Origin of the sequence: Geitlerinema sp. PCC 7407, assembly GCF_000317045.1 — a bacterium.
Classification (GTDB): Bacteria; Cyanobacteriota; Cyanobacteriia; order PCC-7407; family PCC-7407; genus PCC-7407.
Genome location: NC_019703.1, coordinates 1,202,005 through 1,226,626 on the forward strand (window position 1 = coordinate 1,202,005; position 24,622 = coordinate 1,226,626).

Annotated in this window: 24 protein-coding genes, 1 tRNA gene and 1 other annotated feature; of the genes, 17 read left to right on the forward strand and 8 right to left on the reverse strand. The window is 56.1% G+C overall.

The features are described from left to right. The first annotated feature begins 44 nt into the window (after window positions 1–44). The 3 genes from rnc (at window position 45) to GEI7407_RS05135 (ending at window position 2,307) form a co-directional block, all read left to right on the forward strand. Window positions 45–740 (forward strand): ribonuclease III, encoded by a 696-nt coding sequence (gene rnc, locus GEI7407_RS05125; RefSeq protein WP_015171072.1) that lies wholly within the window; start codon window positions 45–47, stop codon window positions 738–740. Between the two features lie 38 nt (window positions 741–778). After that, entirely contained in the window at window positions 779–1,684 is a 906-nt protein-coding gene (locus GEI7407_RS05130; RefSeq protein ID WP_015171073.1) for an ABC transporter permease, read from the forward strand. A 116-nt stretch (window positions 1,685–1,800) separates the two neighbouring features. Further along, window positions 1,801–2,307: a hypothetical protein gene (locus tag GEI7407_RS05135; RefSeq protein ID WP_015171074.1), complete on the forward strand. Its 507-nt coding sequence runs from the start codon at window positions 1,801–1,803 to the stop codon at window positions 2,305–2,307. Here the strand turns inward: GEI7407_RS05135 and GEI7407_RS05140 are convergent. Then, window positions 2,304–3,536, reverse strand: coding sequence for an anion transporter (locus tag GEI7407_RS05140; protein ID WP_015171075.1), 1,233 nt, complete (start codon window positions 3,534–3,536; stop codon window positions 2,304–2,306). The two genes, GEI7407_RS05135 and GEI7407_RS05140, sit on opposite strands and share 4 nt — an antisense overlap. Window positions 3,537–3,728: 192 nt before the next feature. Between GEI7407_RS05140 and GEI7407_RS05145 the strand changes: the two genes are divergently transcribed. Beyond that, complete coding sequence (locus GEI7407_RS05145) at window positions 3,729–4,076, forward strand: Mo-dependent nitrogenase C-terminal domain-containing protein (protein WP_015171076.1); 348 nt, start codon at window positions 3,729–3,731, stop codon at window positions 4,074–4,076. Between the two features lie 157 nt (window positions 4,077–4,233). On the opposite strand, the gene GEI7407_RS05150 is transcribed toward GEI7407_RS05145, so the two are convergent. The 3 genes from GEI7407_RS05150 to gyrB all read right to left on the reverse strand — a co-directional run bounded on the left by GEI7407_RS05150 (window position 4,234) and on the right by gyrB (window position 8,869). Continuing rightward, complete coding sequence (locus GEI7407_RS05150) at window positions 4,234–4,950, reverse strand: heme oxygenase (biliverdin-producing) (protein WP_015171077.1); 717 nt, start codon at window positions 4,948–4,950, stop codon at window positions 4,234–4,236. A gap of 1,077 nt (window positions 4,951–6,027) precedes the next feature. Beyond that, window positions 6,028–6,699: a fasciclin domain-containing protein gene (locus GEI7407_RS05155; RefSeq protein WP_015171078.1), complete on the reverse strand. Its 672-nt coding sequence runs from the start codon at window positions 6,697–6,699 to the stop codon at window positions 6,028–6,030. A 229-nt stretch (window positions 6,700–6,928) separates the two neighbouring features. Continuing rightward, the gene (gene gyrB, locus GEI7407_RS05160; protein ID WP_015171079.1) at window positions 6,929–8,869 is read right to left on the reverse strand and encodes a DNA topoisomerase (ATP-hydrolyzing) subunit B; all 1,941 of its coding nucleotides are present in this window, start codon (window positions 8,867–8,869) and stop codon (window positions 6,929–6,931) included. Between the two features lie 119 nt (window positions 8,870–8,988). On the opposite strand from gyrB, the gene miaA reads away from it, so the two are divergent. Next, window positions 8,989–9,951, forward strand: a complete 963-nt coding sequence (gene miaA, locus GEI7407_RS05165) for a tRNA (adenosine(37)-N6)-dimethylallyltransferase MiaA (RefSeq protein ID WP_015171080.1) — start codon at window positions 8,989–8,991, stop codon at window positions 9,949–9,951. Between the two features lie 304 nt (window positions 9,952–10,255). After that, complete coding sequence (locus tag GEI7407_RS19350; RefSeq protein ID WP_015171081.1) at window positions 10,256–14,674, forward strand: PAS domain S-box protein; 4,419 nt, start codon at window positions 10,256–10,258, stop codon at window positions 14,672–14,674. A gap of 134 nt (window positions 14,675–14,808) precedes the next feature. On the opposite strand, the gene tnpA is transcribed toward GEI7407_RS19350, so the two are convergent. Continuing rightward, on the reverse strand, window positions 14,809–15,219 hold the full coding sequence (gene tnpA, locus GEI7407_RS05175) for an IS200/IS605 family transposase (protein ID WP_015171082.1): 411 nt from the start codon (window positions 15,217–15,219) through the stop codon (window positions 14,809–14,811). Between the two features lie 60 nt (window positions 15,220–15,279). Here tnpA and GEI7407_RS05180 point away from each other — a divergent pair, with 60 nt between their 5' ends. Next, window positions 15,280–16,512, forward strand: a complete 1,233-nt coding sequence (locus tag GEI7407_RS05180; protein ID WP_015171083.1) for an RNA-guided endonuclease TnpB family protein — start codon at window positions 15,280–15,282, stop codon at window positions 16,510–16,512. 27 nt (window positions 16,513–16,539) lie between these two features. Here the strand turns inward: GEI7407_RS05180 and map are convergent, their stop codons facing one another. Continuing rightward, a complete protein-coding gene (map, locus tag GEI7407_RS05185) occupies window positions 16,540–17,373 on the reverse strand; it encodes a type I methionyl aminopeptidase (RefSeq protein WP_015171084.1) in 834 nt (277 codons plus the stop codon). A gap of 87 nt (window positions 17,374–17,460) precedes the next feature. After that, the gene (locus tag GEI7407_RS05190) at window positions 17,461–17,859 is read right to left on the reverse strand and encodes a plastocyanin/azurin family copper-binding protein (RefSeq protein ID WP_015171085.1); all 399 of its coding nucleotides are present in this window, start codon (window positions 17,857–17,859) and stop codon (window positions 17,461–17,463) included. Between the two features lie 206 nt (window positions 17,860–18,065). On the opposite strand from GEI7407_RS05190, the gene rplS reads away from it, so the two are divergent. The 8 genes from rplS to rplL all read left to right on the forward strand — a co-directional run bounded on the left by rplS (window position 18,066) and on the right by rplL (window position 22,220). Next, the gene (gene rplS / locus GEI7407_RS05195; protein WP_015171086.1) at window positions 18,066–18,428 is read left to right on the forward strand and encodes a 50S ribosomal protein L19; all 363 of its coding nucleotides are present in this window, start codon (window positions 18,066–18,068) and stop codon (window positions 18,426–18,428) included. A 92-nt stretch (window positions 18,429–18,520) separates the two neighbouring features. Next, window positions 18,521–18,593: transfer RNA gene (locus tag GEI7407_RS05200), tRNA-Trp, on the forward strand. A 254-nt stretch (window positions 18,594–18,847) separates the two neighbouring features. Continuing rightward, window positions 18,848–19,069 carry a preprotein translocase subunit SecE gene (gene secE, locus GEI7407_RS05205; protein ID WP_015171087.1) on the forward strand — a complete coding sequence of 74 codons (222 nt, stop codon included), beginning with the start codon at window positions 18,848–18,850 and terminating at the stop codon, window positions 19,067–19,069. After that, window positions 19,069–19,707 (forward strand): transcription termination/antitermination protein NusG, encoded by a 639-nt coding sequence (nusG, locus tag GEI7407_RS05210; RefSeq protein WP_015171088.1) that lies wholly within the window; start codon window positions 19,069–19,071, stop codon window positions 19,705–19,707. The genes secE and nusG overlap by 1 nt, the downstream gene beginning before the upstream one ends. A 7-nt stretch (window positions 19,708–19,714) precedes the next feature. Continuing rightward, the gene (rplK, locus tag GEI7407_RS05215) at window positions 19,715–20,140 is read left to right on the forward strand and encodes a 50S ribosomal protein L11 (protein WP_015171089.1); all 426 of its coding nucleotides are present in this window, start codon (window positions 19,715–19,717) and stop codon (window positions 20,138–20,140) included. A gap of 73 nt (window positions 20,141–20,213) precedes the next feature. Next, complete coding sequence (gene rplA, locus GEI7407_RS05220) at window positions 20,214–20,930, forward strand: 50S ribosomal protein L1 (protein WP_015171090.1); 717 nt, start codon at window positions 20,214–20,216, stop codon at window positions 20,928–20,930. A gap of 59 nt (window positions 20,931–20,989) precedes the next feature. Beyond that, window positions 20,990–21,159: a sequence feature (ribosomal protein L10 leader region), on the forward strand. Window positions 21,160–21,218: 59 nt separating this feature from the next. Beyond that, window positions 21,219–21,755, forward strand: coding sequence for a 50S ribosomal protein L10 (gene rplJ, locus GEI7407_RS05225; RefSeq protein ID WP_015171091.1), 537 nt, complete (start codon window positions 21,219–21,221; stop codon window positions 21,753–21,755). A gap of 75 nt (window positions 21,756–21,830) precedes the next feature. Beyond that, on the forward strand, window positions 21,831–22,220 hold the full coding sequence (gene rplL, locus GEI7407_RS05230; RefSeq protein WP_015171092.1) for a 50S ribosomal protein L7/L12: 390 nt from the start codon (window positions 21,831–21,833) through the stop codon (window positions 22,218–22,220). Window positions 22,221–22,347: 127 nt separating this feature from the next. Here the strand turns inward: rplL and GEI7407_RS05235 are convergent, their stop codons facing one another. Beyond that, window positions 22,348–22,887 (reverse strand): GIY-YIG nuclease family protein, encoded by a 540-nt coding sequence (locus GEI7407_RS05235; protein ID WP_015171093.1) that lies wholly within the window; start codon window positions 22,885–22,887, stop codon window positions 22,348–22,350. Between the two features lie 197 nt (window positions 22,888–23,084). Between GEI7407_RS05235 and grxC the strand changes: the two genes are divergently transcribed. Next, on the forward strand, window positions 23,085–23,351 hold the full coding sequence (gene grxC / locus GEI7407_RS05240) for a glutaredoxin 3 (protein WP_015171094.1): 267 nt from the start codon (window positions 23,085–23,087) through the stop codon (window positions 23,349–23,351). A 142-nt stretch (window positions 23,352–23,493) separates the two neighbouring features. Further along, window positions 23,494–24,495 carry a glutathione synthase gene (gshB, locus tag GEI7407_RS05245; RefSeq protein WP_015171095.1) on the forward strand — a complete coding sequence of 334 codons (1,002 nt, stop codon included), beginning with the start codon at window positions 23,494–23,496 and terminating at the stop codon, window positions 24,493–24,495. Window positions 24,496–24,622: the final 127 nt, after the last annotated feature.

Here is a 24,622-nt window from a genome sequence, read left to right on the forward strand (position 1 = left end):
CAGCCCTTCTGCTTCCTACAAAAAATCAGCTAACAGGAGACGCTATGACTGAAACATCTCTACCCAAATTTCAGCGAGACGAAGGGCTGTTGAGGCGGGCACTGACCCATCGCTCCTACGTGAACGAACACCCAGAGGCAGGCGATGATAACGAGCGCCTAGAGTTTTTGGGGGACGCGGTACTGGGGTTTTTGGTGGGAGCGCTGCTGTATCGCCGCTATCCGACGATGCCAGAAGGGGAAATGACTCGACGGCGATCGATGCTGGTGGACCAGACGCAACTGGCCAAGGTGGCGATCGCCCTAGATTTGGGAAATCACCTGCGCTTGGGGCGGGGCGTGGCTAAAGCAGATGGTCGCCAAAACCCTTCCCTGCTCAGCAGCGCTTTCGAAGCGGTGATTGGCGCGTATTTTCTGGATTCTGGGATCGATGCGGTCCAGGTCTATGTCGAACGTTTGTTTGGGCCGCTGCTCCAGGAATGGGTCGACAGTCAGCCTTCCATTGATGCCAAGACCTACTTGCAGCAGTGGGCTTTGGCCCAGGAAACCCACCAGCTTCCCCGATACCAGCTGGTGAATCAGTCTGGGCCTGATCACGCCAAAACCTTCACGCTGTCGGTGTGGATTGGGGACGAGTGCTACGGGATCGGCTGCGATCGCAGCAAGCAAGAAGCCAGTAAGCGAGCGGCAGAAGCAGCCCTGCGCAAGCTAGGGCTTGGGTCCGGTTCCTGGAGCTGCTAGTGTAGCCTTCAGCCCATTTTGCAATCCTCCTGTGGCCCATGACTTTCACCAAATTCCGCATTCCAAGGTTTTTGTCCCGCGCGGGCTCTCGCAACCTGTCAGCTCAGCTGACCCTGATTGGTCTGGGGATGACGCTAGTGTTTGTGGTGCTGGCGCTGCTGGCGCCAGTGATGCAGGCTTGGGGCTGGATTCAAGACCCCACCGCCTCTTTGATCAATCCCATCCATGAGCCGCCCTCTGGCGCCCACTGGTTTGGCACAACGCGGCAGGGCTATGACGTGTTTTCGCGGGCGCTGTTTGGCAGTCAGGCGGCGTGGCAGGTGGTGGTGTTGGCGACGGTGATTAGCTTGCTGGGGGGTGTTCCCCTGGGGCTGGTAAGCGGCTATGTGGGAGGACGCCTCGATCGGGTGCTGCTGTTTCTGATGGATACGATTTACACGCTGCCGGGGCTGCTGCTGTCGGTGACGCTGGCGTTTGTCGTGGGTCGCGGGGTGCTCAATGCGGCGATCGCCCTCAGCATTTCCTACATCCCTCAGTACTACCGCGTCGTTCGTAACCACACCGTCAGCGTCAAGACCGAGCTGTTTGTGGAAGCGGCCCAGGCCATGGGAGCTTCGACCTGGACGGTGCTGTCGCGCTATCTATTTCTCAATGTGATCCAGAGTGTGCCTGTCCTGTTTACCCTGAACGCAGCTGATGCGATCTTGACTCTGGGGGGGCTGGGCTTTCTGGGTCTGGGTCTGCCGGAGGGCGTTCCCGAGTGGGGCTACGACCTGCGTCAGGCTCTGGACGCCTTGCCGACGGGCATTTGGTGGACAACGCTATTCCCCGGCTTGTCGATGACCCTGATGGTCGTGGGACTGTCGCTCCTGGGCGAAGGACTCAACGAGTGGATCAATCCCCTCCAGCGCCGAGAAAATTGGGACCGGAAATCCGCCGAGTAGCTCTGTAAAGAAGATTGAGTGGCGATCGGGAAAGTGAAACGTTGCAGGGGCGATCGCGCCCTAGCCGATCATGCCTGGGCTCACCACAAATCTACCGAGGGCAGAGGGGACTCAACATGGCAATTCAACGATCGATTCTGGTGACGGCGGTGCTGATGGTGCTGGTGCCGGTGGTGTCTTTGCTACAGCCCCAGGCATCCTCAGAGCCGCCTGCAAAGCCGCTGGCTCTCTCGGAAAGCGCCGTGAGCCCCGATGAGCCCCTGGCTGTGACCTTGGGCGATCGCTTTGCGCCCCAAAATGCCCTCGATCGCCTAGAGCAAGTGCGAGCCGCCCTCGTGAGCTTTCGGCGCTTGACCCGGGTGAGCCGCTCCGAGGCGATCGCCCCCGTCGGCAACACCGATCCAGAAACCCAAACCCTGGGCTTTACCAACTGGACTGGCGACATCGAGGGGACGCTGCGTCAGCAGGCCTACCAAATCAGCAAGCTGGAGTACGAGCTGGCCCAAGAACGCCACGCCGATGGCGAGATCTCAGCGGCAGAGCTGGCCCAAGCAGCAGAGCGCTATCGCCAAGAAGACGAGCGCTTTCGAGCCTTTTTGGCTCAGGCGAAAGTCGTCGACTAGAGCACCCAGACAATCCAGGCGTAGGCGATCGCCAAAGTGATTGCCGTCAGCGGTAGTCCAAACCGGAAGTGCTCCCAAAAAGACAGTCGATGGCCCAGCTTTTCAGCCGCTTCCACCACAATCAAGTTGGCGATCGCCCCAAACAGCGTCAGGTTGCCCGCCAAGGTCGAGCTAGCCGCCAGCAGCAGCCAAGACTGCGTCTCTTCCCGAGGAATCAGCGGCTGGATCAACAGCACCGCTGGCACATTAGAAATCACGTTTGACAGCACCGTCGTGACCCCGCAGAGCCCCCAGGGCGTCGCGACCCACTGCTGAAACGGCGTCAGCAGATCCAGGACCTGCGTGCAGCGACTAAGAATAAACAGCCCCGAAAATAAAACCAGCAGATTCCAGTCCACCTCCCGCAGGATTCGCTGGGGCTTGATGCGGCGCGTGATCAGCAAAATAGCCGCCGCCACAAAGGCTGAATTCGCCAGCGGAGCCCCGACCACAAACGCCAGCAGCAGCCCCGCAGTGACCCAAAGACTTTTGACCAAGAGGGGACGAAACACCCTTGGCTGCAGCGCAACCTCCCCCGGCTGGGGCTGCAGCGATCGCACCGCAGGATACAGCCACCCCAGCAGACCAACTTGCACCGTCAGCCCTGCCACCGCCACCGGCCCCAGCGCCTGGGCAAAGGGCACATACCCAATCTGGGAAAAGGAACCCACCAAAATATTCTGCGGATTGCCGCTCAGGGTGGCCACAGAGCCCACGTTCGTCGATGCCGCCAGCGCCAGCAGGTAGGGCACGGGCGGCAAGCGGAGCGTTTGGGTGAGCGCTAGCACCAAAGGCGTGCAGAGAATCGCCAGAGTGTCATTGAGAAACAGCGCTGACAGGAGCCCACTCCCAAAGGTCAGCACCACCAGCACGCCAAAGGGGCTCCGAGTCACCCGCAAAAGAGACGCCAGCACCACCTGGAAAAAGCCAGCGTAGGCCAGATTGGCGTTGAGCACCATGGTGCTGAGCAAAAACACCAGGGTCGTTGCGTCGATCGACTGCCAAGCCTCTTGGAGCGGCAGAACGCCCAGACCGATCAAGAATGCTGAGCTCGTTAGAGCAATCGTGGCCCGGTTCATCCGAAATCCAGGCACATAGCCCAACGCGAGCCCAAGATAGCTCAGGGCCAAAATGCCATATTGGGCGATCGCCAGTCCCAGACTCCACCCAGAAGCGATCGCGCTCACCATCGGCCCCAGGAGCGATCGCCCCTCCTGTACCCCAAAACCATCCGCTGAGAATTCATAGGAATTTGACTAAAAGGGAATCCTCTTTTTTCAACCCTTTATGGAATCTTCTGTTACATTTTGTATCCTAAAAGTAGAGCATTCTGGTCCAGAGGGCGCTGCCCTACATACTTCCTCGCCGTCTGAGTCCTGCGAATGCCTACTTCCGTTCCGTCGTTGCTGTCTCAAAGCGCTTCTCTGATCGGCAACGACTCTCAGCAGAGCCAATTGATTTTGAAGGTGTTTGACATGTTCTTTGCACCACTGCGTTACTGGATCGATGCTATCGAGATCCGCAATCCTCAAACTGCCCGTCTTTTCTGCCGCCTGATTCCAGCCCAGTGCCCTTTTGAGCGAGACATCATCATCGCTGGACGAGCGATCGCCCACATTCCTCCCCTCTGCAAGCTCAACCCCCTCTACGAACAGCTAGTAAGCTTGCGCTTCCGCTCCCTGTGCTACCTGGCCGATCACTGCGGTGAAGACATCCAGGCCTACATCTAGCGACCAGCTCCGCGCTGCCGCGATCGCAGCGCCCCTACACGCCAAATAGCCCTGGAAACCCAGCGACTGCCTCACAGCCACCCAGTTTCCAGGGCTATCAAGAATCAACTACGCGATCATCGCGCAATCAAAGCGTTCTAGAGCGACGCACGACGCATTACTCAGCCGTAGCCAGCTCCGTGCTGCCCCGGCCCCGACGACGAGTCAGAGAGTTGAACAGCATGCGGCCGATCGCCATAACCAGGTTGCCTTCCAGCTCTTGGAACATCTTCATGTTCATGCCAAAAGCATCGTTGGCCTCATCCACAATGCGGTCTGCCGTAGCGTCGTCCACGGGCAGCTCATCGAGCGCCTGACGGTAGGTCCCCTTGAAGGCCTTCTCGTCATCAATGTGCTCAAACTCGTAGAAGTTGGTTCCCTCGCCATCGGCTAGGTTCATCCCGCGCTTAGCGATGTTCTTGAGAATTTGCCCACCCGACAGGTCGCCAAGATAGCGCGTGTAGGAGTGAGCAACCAACAGTTCTGGAGCGGTGTTGGAAATCTCACGAATCCGGGCAATATAGGCCTCAGCAGCATCCGAAGGAGCCACCTGAGCCCGCCAGTTAGCGCCAAAGTAGTAGCTCAAATCCTTCTCAAGGCTCTCTTTCCGGTCGAGTTCAGAGAAGTAAATCTTGGAGACGATGGGATGCTCCCGGTGACGCTCCATCTCTTCTTCCATCGCGGAGTAGACGAAGTAAAGGTTGGCAACCAGCTTCCGATAGGAGTTCTTCTCAACGACTCCCTTCAGAAAGCACTTAACGAAACCAACGTTCTCAGCCATCGTGTGGGACTTTTTGGTGCCCTCACGTAGCTTGGTTGCTAAATTGCTACTCATTAGTGAAATTTCCTAATGTTAAATTTGACTGCGGCTGTTTCAACCCGTACGAAGGAGAAAGACAAAAAACCACCTAAATTGCTAAGGTAGACCGATTTGATGAGAAATTTCATTAAAATTTCTTACACTGCTGAAATCCCAACAGCCTCTCTAGCACGCTTCATCAGAAAAATGGGTTTGAAACCCCGTCCTTCAGGACGGCTTTACGAGATAGAATCGGGGCGGTCACTGACCCACCCGAGACGATGGATTCAGACAGTCTAACGAGCGAAGTCCAGGAAACTGGCGGCGCAGACAAATCGGTAGACCGGGAAAAGAGGAGAGGGCAATGGGCAGTCCACCCCTTGAATCAACCAACAACAGTCTTTTTTCTGTTGAGAATCGACACTTAAGAACCGCAGGGCTTGCGGGGATAGTCTGTGGAGCGAACGTAAGACCATAAAACTCCTTGAGGGTAGAGGCAGTTGCTATGAAGCAGAAACGTGACATACTCCTACGCTGATACTGACGTATGCAGCGTAGGCTTCTCAGTGACCCCTGGTATCCCATCGGGCGTTTCCTGAGCTTTATTGACGATACGGGATGCCCCACCGCACCGGAACAATACAAAGAGTGTTGTTCTCTCCTTTGTACTGCTGGAATTTTACCTGCCCACAGATGGGGCGACGAATCGTCTGTTTCCAGGCAGAACCCCATATTCCAGGTTGTCAAGGTTCAAGTTTCAGGGCGGCGATTAGCTCAAACCCTTAGCCTGATTATCTCACACCCGTTTTGCATCATGAGAGGTTTGCTCGTTTCCTCCCTCTCCCCTGCTCGGGCCTGCGGCATAGGTCAGAGGAGTGTCGTTCGCTCGCTCGCATTCATCTCAACGCCAAATCAAAGATTATGGCGTGAGGCTTCTGCTGCTTTGGCTAAATCGTGAGGTTTAAGGAATCCCTCTCGTTTACGGAAGGGAGGATGTCAAGAACCCGCTTGAGCAGCGATCTACCAGCAGCAATCTCCAAAAAGTCGGCCCCGCCTAGGCGGGGCCGAAGTGTTCCTCCGATTCCCACGGATACTGTGATCAGCGAGGCCGGTCTAGTTGGTGGCCGGAGCGGGCTCAGTTGTGGCGCCGCCTTCGATTTGGGACTGAATGTCGCTGGGCAAGATCACTCGGTCCACGACGTGAATGACGCCATTGCTGGCCAGTACGTCAGGCTGTACAACTTGAGCGTCGTTAACTCGGACGGCTGTGCCATCAACTTGGATCGCCACAGGGGTGCCTTCAACGGTTTGTACCTCTCCAGAGGAAAGCTGGGCAGAGGTGACTTCACCGGGAATGACGTGGTAGGTCAGAAGCTGGGTGAGGGCGACTTTGTTTTCGGGCTTGAGGAGCTCCTCGACGGTGCCTGCGGGTAAAGCGGCAAAGGCTGCATCCGTGGGCGCAAAGATGGTATATGGGCCTTCGCCATTGAGGGTGGCTTCTAGGTCAGCTGCCTCGATGGCCTGGGTCAGGGTGTTGAAAGAGCCCTGCTCTTCAGCAACTTCTAGGACGGTGCCGGTGTTGCTAGACGCCATGGTTGCTTCGCTGTTGGCGGCGTCGCCTGTGGCGGCTTGGGGGTTCTCGCTGCCGGGCTGGGCGGAGTAGTCAGACTCGCCGGAGGGCTGGGTACTGAGATCGCCTTGGCCGGTGGTGGAGCAGGCTGCCAGGCCAACGACACTGCCGATGCCCAAGAAGCCGACCAAAAGAAGTTTAGAAATCCGCTTCATTGTTGATTCCTCGATAAAGGTTTGTGAAGTCGCTGTCACTCATCGTAAAAACTTGCATAAAAAACGCCCTCAGCCTCTTGAGGTAGGCTGAGGGATAGATGTAGGTTTGCTGAGTTTGTGGCTTCTTGGCGCTGGCCCTTGGAGTTGTGCAGGCAAAGTGAGGACCGCTGGCTTGCCTGCTGGCCGTGAGGAACCTGGCAGACAAGCCAAAGCGCTGTAGCGACTCGATCTAGATATCGAGATCAGCGAGGTTTAGGCGAGAACCGTAGGTTTCGATGAATTCTCGTCGGGGAGCAACGCGATCGCCCATCAAAATCGTAAAGATCCGATCGGCTTCGGCGGCGTCTTCGATTTCAACTTGCTTGAGGGTGCGGGTTTCTGGGTTCATGGTGGTCTCCCAGAGCTGGGTTGGCATCATTTCGCCGAGACCCTTAAAGCGCTGAATGGTGTAGCTGGCGTTGGGCGGAAATTCGCGCTGGATGAGGCCTTGCAGTTCGCGATCGCTGTAGCAATAGTAGTGACTGCGGCCCCGCTCGACCTTGTAGAGGGGCGGGCAGGCGATGTAGATGTAGCCCTGCTCAACGAGCGATCGCTGGTAGCGATAGAAGAACGTCAGCAGCAGGGTGCGAATGTGGGCGCCGTCGACGTCCGCGTCGGTCATGATGACAATGCGGTGATAGCGAAGCTGGGATGAGTCAAAGTCTTCGCCTTTGATGCCAAGCCCCAGAGCCGTAATCAGCGCCTGAATCTCGGTGTTTTTGTAGATTTTGGCGTCGTCGGTTTTCTCGATGTTGAGGATCTTGCCGCGCAGGGGCAAGATGGCTTGGAAGCGGCGATCGCGCCCTTGCTTGGCCGAGCCGCCTGCCGAGTCCCCCTCCACAATGAAGATCTCAGACTCACTGGCATCCCGAGAGCTGCAATCGGCCAGCTTGCCCGGCAGCGTCGAAGACTCCAGCACCGACTTGCGTCGCACCAGCTCCCGCGCGCGGCGGGCGGCCTCGGCGGCGTTATAGGCCTGGATGGCCTTCTCGAGAATGGCATCTGCCACGCCGGGCCGGAAGTTCAGATATTCCGTGAGCACCTCGCCCACGAAGGACTCGACGATCCCCCGCACTTCCATGTTGCCGAGCTTGGTCTTGGTCTGACCCTCGAACTCAGGATCTGGAACTTTGACCGAGATTACGCCCGTCAGACCTTCGCGAATGTGCTCACCGCCCAGATTAGATTCATTCTCCTTGAGCCGGTTGCGCTTGCGGGCGATCGAATTCATGGTGCGGGTCAGCACTGCTTTGAGGCCTTCTAGGTGAGTGCCGCCGTCAACAGTCCGAATGTTATTGGCAAACCCCAAAAGATTGTCGGTAAAGGCGTCAACGCACCACTGAAGCGAGACTTCTAGCTGGACGCCTTCGCGCTCACCCTGGACATAAATCACTTCCTCATGAATCGGCTGTTTGTCCCGATTTAGGTAAGCGATGTACTCTTGGATACCGCCTTCGTAGTGGTAAACCTCAACCTTGGGCTCATTGCTCTTGAGCAGTTCCAGGCGGCTATCCGTAAAGGAAATATAGACACCGCCGTTGAGGTATGCCAATTCCCGCAGACGACTCGCTAGAATGGCATAGTCAAACTCAATGCCCCCGGTAAAAATCTGCACGTCGGGCATGAAGGTGAGGGATGTGCCAGTCCGGGCCTCCGGATAGGGTTCACTGCTCATCTCCCCGATGGGAACGCCCCGCTCAAAGCGATGCTTGAAAACCTTGCGATCGCGCCAAACCGTGACCTCGACCCACTCGGAGAGGGCGTTGACCACAGAAACCCCCACGCCGTGGAGACCCCCTGAGACTTTGTAGCCGCCACCGCCAAATTTGCCGCCTGCGTGCAGCACCGTCATGACGGTTTCGAGGGCAGACCGGCCCGTGCGGGGATGGACGTCTGTGGGAATGCCCCGCCCATCGTCCGTGACCGATACGGAGCCGTCGGCATTCAAGGTGACCTGAATCTGATGGCAGTAGCCCGCGAGCGCTTCGTCGACGGAGTTATCCACCACCTCGTACACTAGGTGGTGCAGTCCTCGGGGCCCCGTGCTGCCAATGTACATCCCTGGCCGCTTGCGAACCGGTTCAAGGCCTTCTAAGACCTGAATCTGATCAGCACCGTATTCATTTGCCATAGAGGAAGCGCTCCGATAATCAGCTTGAAGCCGCCCTTGGCTTCAAAACGTCAAAAATATATCAAAATTTTAGCACAAAAGGGTTGTAAGCGATTCTGAGGGCATTTGAGAGGCAATCTATGAAGGGGGTGGACTACTGCTTTTCGAGGCCGGGGCTGATTGTCATCGCAGGACCGACGGCAACGGGGAAGTCGAGCTTGGCGATCGCCCTGGCCCAGCGCTTCCAAACCGTAATTTTGAGCGCCGATTCGCGCCAGGTCTATCGCGAATTTGACATTGGGACCGCCAAGCCATCCCTAGCCGAGCAGCAGCAAGCGCCCCACGCCCTGCTCGACATCTGTGAGCCCACCGAGACCCTCACGCTGGCAGACTACCAGCAGCGGGCCCAGCAGCACATCGCCCGCTGTCACGCTGTGGGCATGACGCCCCTGCTGGTGGGCGGCACGGGCCTCTACATCCGAGCGGTGGTGCAGGGCCTAAAAATTCCGCGAGTGCCGCCCCAGCCAGACCTGCGATCGCAGCTGATGTCCCTGGGCCAGCCCCATTGCTACACCCTTTTACAGCAGGTTGATCCGGTAGCTGCTGCCCGCATCCACGCCAATGACCTGGTACGGACGCTGCGAGCGCTAGAAGTGTTTTACGTTTCGGGCCGGACCATCTCCGAGCAGCAGGGCGAAAACCCGCCGAGCTACCCGATTTTGCAGGTGGCGCTGGACTGCGCTCAGCCAGATCTGCTGGCGCGGCGCATCCAGCAGCGCACGGCCCAAATGATGGCAGGAGGCTTTGAGGCAGAGGTGGCTCGCTTGGTCGAGAAGTACGGAGATGGCCTACCGCTGCTCGATACGCTGGGCTATCAGGAGATGCGCCAGTGTCTGCGGGGCGAGATTTCGCGGGCGGAGGCGGAGGCGCTGACGGTACTGCACACCCGCCAGTTTGCGAAGCGCCAGCGAACCTGGTTTCGAGGGGATGAGCGCATTGAGTGGTTTGATAGCGATCGCCCGGATTTGTTAGACGCTATTTGTCAGAAAATTCAGGAATTTGGTGCTGAATTTGTTGATTTAAAAGCGACTTCTTATTGCTGATTTTGGGCAAAAAGTTGCGAAAACTTTCGTGAGCATAATCGCCTATAAAGCTGAGTCTTTAAAGGGTTCGGTCGTCTATTTTGGCAATAAACGCGGTAGCCAATACTTTGAAAAATGTTGACTTTTGCGAAGGTTTTCCTAATTTGGGAAAGCCTTTAATTTTTCTACGCGTTTTGGCGCTGTCAGGGCATCAAAACTTGTCTTAGAATTTGGATAAATCTATTAGGGTGATTTATCACTGAATTAAAAATTCATAACGAATTCTGTGTGATCGCCCAAAAGTTCTTGTTTCTAACCCTGTCCAATGCCAGAGACGCGTCGCGCTTGTTCTATTCCTTTACCGGCAAACGAAGCTGATCGCCTGCGTGCCCTTTACCGCTATGAGGTGCTGGATTCAGGGCCAGAGGCTGCTTTTGACAATTTGACGCAATTAGCCGCAGCGATTTGCCAAACGCCGATCGCGCTGATCACGCTGGTCGATCGCGATCGCCAATGGTTTAAATCTCGGGTCGGATTAGAGGCGGCTGAGACACCCCGCGATGCTGCATTTTGCACCCACGTCATCTTGCAGTCAGGGCCGTTTGTGGTGCTGGATGCTTCTCAGGATGAGCGCTTCAGCGACAATCCCTACGTGTTGGCTGAGCCTCATATTCGCTTTTATGCCGGTGTACCGCTGGTGACGCCGGACGCCTACCCCCTGGGAACGCTGTGCGTGGTTGATCGCGTGCCCCGCCAGATCAGCGAGCAGCAGCTGCGGGGACTAGAAATTTTGGCGGAGCAGGTAGTGAGCTTGCTGGAGCTGCGCCGCAACCAAGCGGATCTTTTGCAAATTAGCCTTCAGCAACAGCAGGCGATCGCCGACCAGCAGCGCTCCGAAGCGGCTTTGCGTCTGGCTCAGGAGCATCTTCACCACTTGCTTTTGGCAACGCCAGCAGTGGTCTACAGCAGCCGAAGGGCGACCGGATATCCCTTAACGTTTATCAGCGAGAATGCGCCCTCTTTGCTGGGCTACCGGGTGGATCAATTTCTGGAGCACCCTACCTTTTGGCTGGATCATGTCCATCCGGAAGACCGCGATCGCTGGCTAGCGCGCTTATCTGAATGTCTAGCGCCAGAACCTTCTTGCTACGAATATCGGTTTTTGCACGGTGACGGCACCTATCGCTGGCTGCGAGACGAGTGTCGACTGGTGCCCGGCCCAGCGCAGCAGCCGCCCGAGATCGTGGGGTATCGAGTCGATATCACCGCTGCCAAACAAGTAGAGCAGCAGCTGCGCCACAGTGACGAAAGTCTACGGCTCTTGTTGGCCAGCGTCAAAGATTGCAGCCTGCTGTTGCTAGATGCCCAGGGCCGGATTGCTCGCTGGAGCACAGGGGCGGAGGAAATGTATGGCTATCTGGAGGTCGAGGTGTTGGGGTGCTCTCCCCAGCAGCTCTGGCCTGAGTGGGATGAGGGCCGATCCCTCGAAATGGCAGCCAACCGAGGCAGCTATGAAGCAGAAGCCTCCCACCGTCGCCAGGACGGCCGGGAATTTTGGGCCCACGCGGTCACAACGGCTCTGCGCGATGGGCAGGGGCAGCTCTGCGGCTTCGCCGTAGTGGTGCGAGACATCACGGCGCGCCGTCAGATGGAGATGGATTTGCAGGAAACCCTGCAAATGCAGCGGGTGATTCTCAATAGCGCCAATTACATGGTGATCTCTACCACCGTAGACGGCACGATTCAGACTTTTAATGCCGCTGCTCAGGCCTGGCTCGGCTATCGGGCTGAGGAGGTGCTGGGTGCCCAGACGCCGCTGGTTATTCACGATCTCGAGGAAGTCGCAGAACGGGCGCGATCGCTCTCCCAGGAGCTCGGTTGCGTCATCGAACCCGGGTTTGAGGTCTTCGTTGCGAAGGCCCGACGCGGCGAAGCCGAAGAGCGGGAGTGGACCTACATTCGCAAAGACGGGACGCGCTTTCCGGTCCTGTTGTCGGTGACGGCGCTGCGCGATGATGCTGGCAACCTGACTGGCTTCCTGGGCATTGGCAGCGACATTACGGCCCGCAAGCAGGCCGAGCGAGCGCTGCAAACCTCGCTCAAAAAGCTAGCAGATTTTAAGTTTGCGATGGATCAGTCCTCGATCGTCACGATCACGGACCCCCAAGGCGAAATCAAAGACGTCAACGATAAGTTCTGCCAGATCTCTCAGTTTGAGCGAGAAGAGCTGATCGGCCAAAATCACCGAATTGTAAACTCTGGCTACCATTCGCCGGAGTTCTTTCAGACGCTGTGGCAGAAGCTCCGGCGCGGGGATGCATGGCAGGGGGAGATCCGAAACCGCGCGAAGGATGGCTCGCTGTACTGGGTCTATTCGACCTTGGTGCCTCTGATCACCGAGACGGGAGAGCCCTATGAGTACGTTGCTTTTAGTCAGGACATCACAGAGCGCAAGCGCATGGAGGAAGAGCGCGATCGCTTCTTTACTCTGTCGCTAGACATGCTCTGCATTGCTGGCTTTGACAGCTACTTTAAGCGCATCAACCCTTCCTTTGAGAAGGTGCTGGGGTACTCCCATGCGGAGCTGATGGCCCACTCGTTCAGGCACTGGATTCATCCTGACGACTGGCCAGCCACAGAGGCGGTTTTGGGACAGCTGTCAGAGGGCGGCTTGGTCATCAACTTTGAAAACCGCTATCGCCACCAGGATGGCTCCTATCGCTGGCTATCGTGGATGGCCTCGGCCACGCCCGAAACGGAGCTGATCTACGCGATCGCCCGCGACATCACCGAGCAGAAACGCACCGAAGAGCAGCTGCGCGAAAGTGAAGCGCGCTTTCGGATGGTGGCTCGGGCAACCAATGATGCTGTATGGGACTGGAACCTAGCCAGCAATCAGGTGTTTTGGAATGAGGCGATCCAGACCTTGTTTCACTACCCAGCCGAAGCGGTGGGCGTGGAGGCGATCTGGTGGTACGAGCATATTCACCCCCAAGATCGCGATCGCGTCGTTTCCAGCATGCATGCCGCCATCGAGCACGGCCAGCAGTCCTGGTCTAGCGAATACCGTTTCCGGCGCTGGGACGGCACCTATGCCCACGTCCTCGATCGCGGATACGTTGTCCACGATGACTGGGGCACCCCGATCCACATGATCGGGGCCATGATGGACATCACCGAGCGCAAAGAAGCCGAGCAGAAAATTCGCGAACAGGCCGCCCTCCTGGACATCACCACCGACGCCATCATTGTGCGCAGCCTCGATCATCGGATCCTGTTTTGGAACAAGGGAGCCGAGCGGCTCTACGGCTGGCCCGCCAAAAACGTGCTCAACAAGAACGCGAACCAAATTCTCTATCGGACCTCGGATCAGCTGCCGAGTGAAGTGTTTCAGGGTTTGGAGAAGCGGGGAGAATGGCACGGCGAGCTACACCAGATGCAGCGCGACGGCCAAGAAATCATTGTCGAGAGCCGCTGGACCCTGGTGCGCAATGAGCGGCGCGAACCTACCTCGATCCTGGTGGTCAACACCGATATTACCGAGCGAAAACAGCTAGAAGGGCAGTTTTTGCGGGCTCAGCGAATGGAAAGCATCGGCACCCTTGCCGGGGGAATTGCCCATGATCTCAATAACGTGCTGGCCCCGATTTTGATGTCGATTCAGCTCCTGTCGACCAAGCTGCCGGATCAGGCAAGCCAGCGACTCCTGACCACCCTAGAAGTTAGCGCCAAGCGGGGAGCAGATTTGGTGCGTCAGGTGTTGTCTTTTGCAAAAGGCTTGGAGGGACGTCGCACTACGCTACAAATTGGCCACCTGCTGCTGGAGGTCGAGAAAATTATTCGGGAAACGTTCCCAAAGCTGCTCGAAATCGACACCGATTTTTCGGCCCGGACCCTGTGGACGGTTTCTGGGGATGTCACCCAGCTGCATCAAGTGCTGATGAACCTGTGCGTGAATGCCCGAGACGCAATGCCTCAGGGCGGTACCCTGACGATCGCCGCAGAAAACCAGCTGATTGATGAAAACTACGTTCGCATGAACCTCGACGCTCAGGTAGGCCCCTACGTGGTGATCACGATCGCCGATTCGGGCATGGGCATTGCGCCGCAGATTCTCGATCGCATTTTTGAGCCCTTTTTCACCACAAAGGAGCGGGGCAAGGGAACGGGGCTCGGCCTGTCGACGGTGATGGGCATTGTGAAGGGCCACGGCGGCTTTATCAATGTCTACAGCGAGGTAGGCAAGGGGACGCGCTTCCGGGTCTACCTGCCCGCTGTGGATACCGATCTCGATCCCTTGGCGGAGTTTGCGCAGGTGCCGCTGCCGATGGGCCAGGGTGAACTGATTCTAGTGGCAGAGGATGAGGCGTCGATCGCCGAGATCACTAAGGCATCCCTAGCGGTTTACAACTACCGCACGCTAATGGCCCAGGATGGCATTGAGGCGATCGCCCTCTATACCCAGCACCAGCAGGAGGTGGCAGTTGCCCTCATCGACATGATGATGCCCCTGATGGACGGCCTGACGACTATTCGCACCCTCCAGCGCATCAATCCCCAGCTCAAAATCATCGTGGTCAGCGGCCTATCGTCCAATCTGCGCGCCATTGAAAACGCCGGTCTGCGCATTGACGCCTTTTTGGCCAAGCCCTTCACTGCCGAGGATCTGATCTTGACTCTCCACGCTGTGTTGAGCGATCGCCCCGTAGAGCGCCAGGACCTGGGACTCGAAGATTTGCTTTAGCTAGTTCAGCCAGAAGCCTCACGTCCATAATCTCTGATTTGGCGTGAGATGAAGGCGCGTTTATGGCGGGGCGGTCGGTGAACCCTGTTTGACGCGAGAGGCGACCAGCGCCGCCACAAACCATCTTTTGTGCTTCAAGCCGGGGAGTCTTGCTCCTCAATGTATCGCTTGAGAGTCGAGACCGTAACGCCCCCACAGGACGCAATGAAATAGGAACCATTCCACAACGCATCCTTGGTGTAGAACTCAGAGACCCGCTCCTCAAACTCAGAGCGCAGCCTCCGACTGGTTACCGTTTTCAGGTTGTTCACCAGCTTACTCAACTCCAAGCTGGGATGGTACTGAAACAACAAATGAACGTGATTTTCTTCCCCATTAAACTCAATCACTCGACAGTCCCAGCGCTCTAGAAGATCCTCAAAGATTTCATGCAGCCGCTCCAACATCTCCTTGGTGAAAAGCTTTTTTCGATACTTGGTTGTCAAAACCAAATGAGCTTTTAAGTCCGATACAGAGCGACCTCTAGAGAAGAAATCGTTTTTCATTTAGCTCATGCTCTTTCAATTAGTGTATAATTAAAAGGTATCACTAATTAAAACGTTTAAGTGAGAACCGCCTACCAGTACCGACTGCGTCCAACCTCCAGTCAAGTCGCCGTGATAAGCGAATGGCTGGAATTGCTGCGCAGACAGTACAACTACCGTCTCGGTGAGCGGTTCTCTTGGTACGAGCAAAACCGCTGTGACATCAACGCTTGCCCGCTAATCTGTCACCTGCCAGAACTGCGAGAGAATCCCGACTTCTACTCCCAGAAACGAGACCTGGTGAACTCCAAAGCTCTGTTTCCGGAGTACCAGCAGATTTATTCTCAAGTGCTGCAAGATTGCATTGGCCGGGTCAAGAAGACCTTTGACCGCTGGCTCAAAGGAGACTGCAACGGCAAGCGAAGCGGTAGACCTCGCTTTAAAGGGGCAGGCCGCTATCGCTCCTTCACCTTCCCGCAAGCAAAGCAAGACTGCATCCAGGGCAAGCAGATCAACCTGCCCAAGATTGGCTGGGTGAAACTGATTCAGCACCGTCCCTTACCAGAAGGGTCCAAGGTCAAGACTGCCACCGTCAGCTACAAAGTCGATGGCTGGTATGTGATTCTGAGCTTGGAGGATTCATCAGTCCCTGTTCTCACACCTGATGCTCCAAGCCTTGAAAATACGACTGGGATTGATCTGGGCTTGAAGTCGTTCTTGGTAGATGACACAGGGCAAGAAGAACCCATCCCCCAGCACTACCGCAAAGCTGAAAAGCGCCTAAAACGGTTGCAGCGCAGTCTTTCACGCAAGAAAAAAGGCTCCAAGCGTCGGAAAAAGGCGATTAAACGAGTGGCCAAGGCACACCTGAAAGTCTCGAACCAGCGAAAAGACTTTCACTACAAGGTTGCAAACAAGCTTTTATCCCAGGGGAAGCATGTCGCTCATGAAAAGCTGAATATTCGAGGCATTGCGAGAACGCGACTCGCAAAATCGACCCAGGATGCTGGCTGGGGCCAGTTCCTGCAAATCTTGGCAGTCAAGGCTGAAAGAGCTGGATTGCTTACGGTTGCAGTGAATCCTAGAGGTACGTCTCAGAACTGCTCTGGCTGCGGAGTCAAGGTACCTAAAACACTTCAGGACAGGATTCACGCCTGTCTTGAGTGTGGACTGACGCTGGACCGTGACCACAATGCAGCGATCAATATCAAGTCTTTGGCGGTAGGGCATTCCGTCAATAAAGCTCAGGAAACGCCCGATGGGTTGCCAGGGGTCACTGAGAAGCCTGCACCGTATGCGTCAGTATCGGTGTAGGAGTATGTCACGCTGGGGACGCTGCGGCTAGACCCGGGTGCGATCGCTCAAAATCTCGTAGCCATCCTCAGTCACCAGCACCGTATGCTCAAACTGGGCCGAGAGGGATTTGTCCACCGTCACCACGGTCCAGCGATCCTGGAGGGTCCGCGTCACCTTCGAGCCTGCATTCAAAATGGGCTCGATCGCCAGCGTCATTCCCGCCCGAAGCCGGACATTGGGCAGCTGGTGCGTCCGAAAATTAAACACCGACGGCTCCTCATGGAGATTGCGCCCCACGCCGTGGCCCGTGTAATCTTCCACGATCGCGAAGCCGTGGGCCTCTGCGTGGTCTTGGACCGCCCCCGCAATGTCCAGCAAATAGTTTCCCGCCTTGACTTGAGCGATGCCGTGATAGAGCGTTTCCTCGGCCACCCGAATCAAGGTCTGGGCCTCCTCCGACACGCGGCCCACGGGGATCGTGATGCACGAATCCCCGTGAAACCCTTCAAAGTAAGCCCCTGTGTCCACCTTCAGCACATCACCGCTGCGGAGGCGACGCTTGGCGCTAGGGATGCCGTGAACCACTTCATCGTTGATGCTGGCGCAGATAGACGCCGGAAACCCGTGATAGCCCTTGAAGCTCGGGGTAGCCCCCATCTCCCGGATTCGCTTCTCAGCGTGGACGTCAAGGTCTCCGGTGGTCATCCCCGGCTCCACCAGCTCAGAGATTTCTTTGAGCACTGTGGCCACGATGCGGCTAGCTTGACGCATCACCTCAATTTCTTGGGCCGTTTTGAGTTCGATGCCGCGCCGGGATTTTTTGATCCGGGGTCCAGAAGGAGCCGATGCGCGGCCTAAAAGCGATCCGAGAATATTCATAGGTGCGTCAATCTAGCCTCAGTGGAGCCACAATACCGTTTCGTATATTCTAGCCAAGGGCGTCCCTAGCGCCTGGAAAGACTGAAGCTACTGGATGACTAAGCGGCCTGTCATGCCGGCTTCTGTATGCCCTGGAATCGTGCACCGGAGCGTGTAGGTGCCGGGTTTCATGGGGACAAACACCCACTCCGCGATCGCCCCCGGCTTGAGCTCAAGCTCATGAATGGCGCCCTTCACTTCGACGTTGCCTGCTTCGACCTTTTGGCTCCAAATCCCGTCAGCAAAGTCCTTGGCCGTGAAATAGTGCTTTTCGGGACTGGGATTATCCAGAATCAGCTTGTAGCGCTTGCCCGCTTCGAAGGTCAGCTCGCCAGGGAAAAACTTGAGCTCACCGCTGGCGCTGCCCAGGCTGATGTGAGCCTCCGTCGGAGCCTGCTTGAGAACAGATCCACTGGGAGCGGCGATCGCCGAATCTACGCCGCCCAAAAGCAGCCAGCAACCCAGGAAAAAGACCCAAAAGCGCCGCAGGGCGCCCCACCCGCGAATTTGATTTATGATTCTAATCTCCAGCTTAAAAAGCGCTTGATTTCTATTGTCTAGCAGTTTGCTGCTAGAGGCTTTTTCACAGAATCGCTAGACGCTTTGGTGACCCTCAGAGTATCATCGTAGACTGTGGCTTTTTTGGGATTTGTATGGGCGCTCAGGAGATCATCCGCTCCATTGAAGCGGAGCAGCTAAAATCGGACCTGCCTGAAATCCACGTTGGCGACACGATTCGTGTGGGTGTTCGCATCCAGGAAGGTGGCAAAGAACGGACCCAGCCCTATGAGGGTGTCGTTATTGCCAAGCGCAATTCTGGAATCAACGCGACCATTACCGTACGGCGCACCTTCCAAGGTGTTGGCGTTGAGCGGGTATTCCTGCTCCACTCGCCTCGCGTTGCCAACATCAAGGTGGTTCGTCGCGGTAAGGTTCGTCGTGCGAAGCTCTACTATCTGCGCGATCGCGTTGGCAAGGCAACCCGCCTGAAGCAGCGTTTCGATCGCCCACTGTAGTCCGTCGTCAGGTTTTGCAGCCCTCAGGTTGACGGAATCTCCGATCTAACCTACTATAAGAGGGCTGAGCATTCTGCTCAGAAAAAACTTGTGCGCTCTTAGTTCAGTTGGTAGAACGCAGGTCTCCAAAACCTGATGTCGGGGGTTCGAGTCCTCCAGGGCGCGCTGAGTCACTTTCACGATGAGCCTGTCTGAGAATGCTTCCCAACCTGCAAATCAATGCAAGAAGGGTAATTCTCGGGCAGGTTAATCGTTTGAGGACCAGCTTTAGCAAGGAAAACCAGTCTTTGTCAGATTCTGTTCTGGTGTATTGATGGACATCGCGCGATCGCAGGCATCTTGCTGGCTAGCGTGAAGCCATAGCGAAGATCGCGCGCAGGATCGTCAAGAATTTGGGATCACGAAAGGGGGTTAGGACAGTGGCAAAAAAAGAAGACGCAGAGGTCCAACAATCTTCCTCTGGCTTTAACATCGTGGACTTCGTTCAAGGCACGAAAGAAGAGCTAGACAAGGTGGTGTGGCCGAGCCGCCAGCAGCTCATCAGCGAATCCTTCGCTGTGATTTTGATGGTGACACTGTCCGCATCTCTGATTTACTTGGTCGATAACTTCTTCAGTTGGGCAGCTAAGCAGGTATTCTGATGACATTCGCTGAGGATGCACCCACTAACGTCAACTTTTCCGACGGTGACGCTGAAAGCCAGCCAAACTTTGCTTTAGAGTCTCGTTGGTACGCCGTGCAGGTTGCATCCGGTTGTGAAAAGCGAGTCAAAGCGAGCCTAGAACAGCGAATCCAGACGCTCGACGTTGCCAACCGGATCCTGCAAATTGAAATTCCTCAAACGCCAGCGGTAAAAGTCCGCAAAGACGGCAGCCGCCAAACAACCGATGAGAAAGTCTTCCCTGGCTATGTGCTAGTGCGCATGGTGATGGATGATGACACTTGGTTGGTGGTCAAAAACACCCCGAATGTCATCAACTTCGTCGGGGCTGAGCAGCGCCGTCGTACGGGACGCGGTAGAGGTCACGTGAAGCCAATGCCGCTTTCTCCAGGCGAAGTCGAGCGTATCTTCAAGCAGACCCAGGAGCAAAAACCCGTCGTCAAGGTCAATATGGCCGCTGGCGATCGCATTATGGTTCTCTCGGGTCCCTTCAAAGACTTTGAAGGAGAGGTGATAGAAGTTAGCCCAGAGCGTAGCAAGCTCAAAGCCCTTCTATCGATCTTTGGCCGAGATACGCCGGTTGAGTTGGAGTTTAATCAGGTTCAGAAAGAGAGCTAGCACTTAAATGGCAAAAAAAGTAGTTTCAGTCATTAAGCTGGCCATTCAGGCTGGGAAAGCCAACCCGGCTCCTCCGATTGGTCCAGCGCTTGGTCAGCACGGCGTCAACATCATGGCGTTCTGCAAAGAATACAACGCCAGAACCGCCGACCAGGCAGGCATGGTTATCCCGGTCGAAATTTCTGTTTATGAAGACAGAAGCTTCACCTTCATCCTCAAAACGCCTCCAGCTTCCGTCTTGATCCGCAAGGCAGCAGGCGTAGAGCGTGGCTCGGGCAACCCCAACTCTCAAAAAGTGGGCTCGATCTCCCGAGATCAGCTGCGTGAAATTGCTCAAACCAAAATGCCAGACCTCAACGCCAACGATGTTGAGGCTGCCATGAAAATTATTGAAGGTACCGCTCGCAACATGGGCGTGACCATCAAAGACTAATCCGACCGGACTAGCACCTACATAACGTTATTCGGGGGAGAAGCACTGCTTCGCTAGTGACCCCAGGAGAATCATGGTTAAGAAAGTATCTCGCAGACTGCAAGAGCTGCAGAAAAAGGTTGAAGATCGGGCCTACACGCCGCTTGAAGCGCTGACGCTGCTCAAGGAAACCTCTACCGCCAAATTCCCGGAATCCGCAGAGGCACACATCCGCCTAGGCCTAGATCCCAAGTACACCGACCAGCAACTCCGTACCACGGTGGCGCTGCCCAAGGGTACTGGTCAGACGGTCCGAATCGCGGTAATTGCCCGAGGCGAGAAAGTTGCTGAAGCATCTAGCGCAGGCGCAGATCTGGTTGGCTCTGAGGAGCTGATCAACGACATTCAGAAGGGCATGATGGACTTTGACCTTCTGATTGCAACCCCGGATATGATGCCCCAGGTGGCTAAGCTGGGTCGTCAACTGGGTCCCCGTGGCTTGATGCCTTCGCCGAAAGGTGGTACGGTGACATTCGACCTCGAACAAGCGATCGCCGAATTCAAGGCAGGTAAGCTCGAGTTTCGGGCTGACCGGACTGGTATCGTCCACGTCATGTTCGGGAAAGCATCCTTCGCGGCTGAAGACCTGTTGGTCAACCTGAAAGCTCTGCAAGAGTGTATCGATCGAAATAGACCCTCCGGCGCCAAAGGCCGCTACTGGAGAAGCATCTATGTTTCTTCAACCATGGGTCCCTCCATCGAGATCGATGTCAACAGTCTTCGTGATTTGAAGCTGACCGAGAGCGCCTAAGCGCATTAGCTCGCTTTCCTTCGGTTTCAAGCCACGCTCAACTTTTATCCTGACAATTTATCTATTTCTTTCTGAAGCCAGAGACAGCAGGCGCCTTGTGCTTAATGCCCTGCCGAGGTTTAAACCAGAAAGCGAATCGAGTCCCTAGCCGCTTGCGGCTAGCCAAGAAACGCTGGAAGTGTGTTTAGACATCGCCCTGGCCTTATCGCCAGGGTTTTTTGCTGGCAGTGTCGGGAAAACATCAGGCTTCGAAGTCGTGGAAGCCCAGTTCAAGGAGGTGAGAACAGTATGGGTAGAACGCTAGAAGATAAGAAAGCCATTGTGGCTGAACTCAAAGAGACTCTGAGCACGGCTCAGATGACCTTTGTGATCGACTACAAGGGTTTGTCTGTTAGCGAAATTACGGACTTGCGCAACCGTCTGCGTCCCGCAGGCGCGGTGTGCAAGGTCACCAAGAATACGCTGATGCGTATTGCCGTTGATGGCAGCGAAAATTGGCAGCCATTGACCGAGCTGCTATCCGACAGTTCTGCTTTCGTGCTGACCGGTGAAGACGTTGGTGCTGCTGTTAAGGCATACCAAGAATTCCAGAAAGCCAGCAAGAAGACCGAACTGCGGGGCGGCGTCATGGAAGGCCGTCTGCTCAGCCAAGGTGACGTGAAGGCGATCGGTGATCTGCCTTCTAAGGAGCAGCTTATCGCCCAGATTGCTGGCGCGATCAACGCTCTGGCGACCAAGGTTGCTGTGGGTATCAACGAGGTTCCGACTTCGCTGGCCCGAGGAATCCGCGCCGTTTCCGAACAGGAAGGCGATCAAGCCGCCTAGGCATCCTGTGGACTGTTGGTCCACAACTGATTTGCGGTTGAACCTGCCCAAGATTTTGTTTAAGGAGATTCAAGAATGTCTGCTGCTACCGATCAAATTCTCGAACAACTTAAGTCTCTGACCCTGCTGGAAGCTGCTGAGCTGGTCAAGCAAATCGAAGAAGCTTTTGGCGTGAGCGCTGCAGCTCCTGCTGGCGGCATGATGATGATGGCTGCTCCTGGTGCGGCAGCGGCTGAAGAGGTCGAAGAGAAGACCGAATTCGACGTTATCCTCGAAGAAGTGCCTGCTGACAAGAAGATCGCCGTTCTGAAGGTCGTGCGCGCCCTGACCGGCCTGGGCCTCAAGGAAGCCAAGGACATGGTTGAAGCAACTCCCAAGCCTGTGAAGGAAGGCGTTGCTAAGGATGCTGCTGAAGATGCTAAGAAGCAGCTGGAAGAAGCTGGTGCAAAGGTTTCTGTCAAGTAAGCAACAGCTTGCTGAGATGGGCCAGTTCAGACGAACTGGCTCTTTCAAGAGCCCTACGGGGCTCTTTTTTTGTTGTTAATCTGGTGCTGCCATCTGCTGTAGGCGTGGAGCCCCGGGCCTGTAAGCGCTACTTGAGGTCGAGCAATCCCTGCTCTTTCAGCTTGGGGTTGAAGCGAACCGCTTCTTGAAACCCTCGAGCCTCCAGCTTGGCAAAAATATCTGCTTCTACACGCCGAGCAATTTGTTTGAGCAGTTTGACTTGATCGAGGCTGTCGCCAGCTTGATATCGCTGCTGCTCTTCGGGGCTCATGGAGCTTTTGGCGTCAATGGGCTGGGTCCAGGTTTCGTTGCTGGGCTGGTTGCCGGGCGGTAGGTCGCCATGATCCACGATCCACGCTTCCCGGGTTGCTTCGAGCAGGCTCCGACTGGGCCGATCGATGGTGTGGACTTTGAGCCAGTGGCAAAGGGTCGGCTGGCGAACGAGGTGCTGGCGCAGGCTAAGGGCGACGTCTCGGGAGTAGCCGATGAACTGTAATGCTTGGGTTTGGTCGAAAATGGCATAAACGCCGACTTGGCCCTGGAACTCTTCGGGTAGGTGGCCCTGAGCGTCAAGGTAGGGCACAAAAGGCAAGTCTTGCAGGCGCGTGAGAGGCTCAATGGAAGTCATGGGCTGGGGCAAGCAGGAAGAAAGCGAAATGGAGGATAGCAGCCAGACTGAAGCCGACCGCTGTGATTAGCCTAGGGGATTTCCGGCATTCTGTCAGGCGACGCTATTTGAAAGGCGATCGCGCGCCAATTTCCCAAGATGGAGAGCGCTGTTCGCTACACTTAAAGTGAAGAAATATGAATTCACCTAAGGTTGCTATGGCTCCCAATATCGAGATTTACACCTGGAGCACTTGCCCATTTTGCATCCGTGCGAAGGCTCTACTGGACTCCAAGGGGGTTCAGTATCGCGAATATGTGATTGACGGTGATGAAGGGGCTCGCGCCCAGATGGCTGTGCGGGCGAATGGTCGTCGCACATTGCCCCAAATTTTCATCAATGACCAGCATATTGGCGGCTGTGATGATGCCTACGCGCTGGAGCGCCAGGGCAAACTCGATGCTCTGCTGCAAGCGTCAGACTAGTTTGAGCTGCTTGTGTGCGATCGCAGATTCCCTGCTTTGGGGACTCTCGAGTCAGCCTAGGTGTTTGCCTAGGTTTGTGCTTTTCCGGATCCGTGTGTAGTTGTGATTCGGAGTCAATTTTGGGTGTCTAGGGACAACGACTGTGAAATTTGCCTTCATTATTGATCCGATTCACAAGCTTGATCCGGGTCATGACAGTAGTGTTGCTTTGATGGAAGCTGCACAGCTCTTGGGTTATGAAGTCTGGATTACCCAAGCGGAATCGCTGAGCGTCGCAGATGGCAAGGCCTGGGCGTCGCTGACGCCGGTGACGCTCGAGCCGGTGGCGCTGGTAGAGGGCCGCTGGGTCGCAAAAACGCCCTGGTTTCAGCTAGGAGCGTCAGAATCTGTGCAGCGCCTGCCCCTCGAAGTGATGGATGCGGTGTTCATGCGCACAGACCCGCCGGTGACGATCCCTTACCTCTACGCTACGTATCTCTTGGACTACGTCGATCCGGCGAAGACGCTGGTGGTGAACGCGCCGCGCGGGCTGCGGGCCGCTAACGAAAAAATGTACGCGCTCCAGTTCAAGGACGCGATTCCTGAGACCATCGTGACTCAGGATAAGCAGGTCATTCGCCAGTTCCTGGAAAAGCAGGGTTTGGCAGTGCTCAAGCCCCTAGGCGGCAAAGCCGGTGAAGGAATTTTGTTCATGGATCCGGACGATCGTAATTTCAACTCCTTGGTGGAGGTGAGTACCCATCAAGGCAAAGTGCCGGTGATGGTGCAGGCCTATTTGCCGGCTGCCAAAGAGGGGGACAAGCGAATTATTTTGCTAGATGGTGAGCCCATAGGCGCGGTGAACCGCATTCCGACGGGGAGCGAGTTTCGCGGCAATATGGCTGTGGGCGGTCGCGTGGCCCAAGTGGCGATCACGGAGCGAGAGCGCGAAATTTGCCGCCAACTGGCCCCGACGCTGCGGCGAGACGGGCTGTATTTCGTGGGGATTGACGTGATTGGTGGCTATCTGACGGAGGTCAACGTCACGAGCCCGACGGGAATTCGAGAAATCGATCGCCTCGACGGGGTACAACTCGGTCGACAGGTGATCGAGTGGGTGGTCGAAAGCCAGCGCCAGCGCACGGGTTCGGCGGCAGTGCTCTAGATGCCAATAATTGGCTTGGCCCTGTCACCCGTGAAGGGATAACCGAATAGCCCAGGATCTTTTGGCCTGCTACGGCAAAGGGGCTCGCATTAGCTGCGAGCCCCTTTGCGTTGAGAGGGGTGAAAAT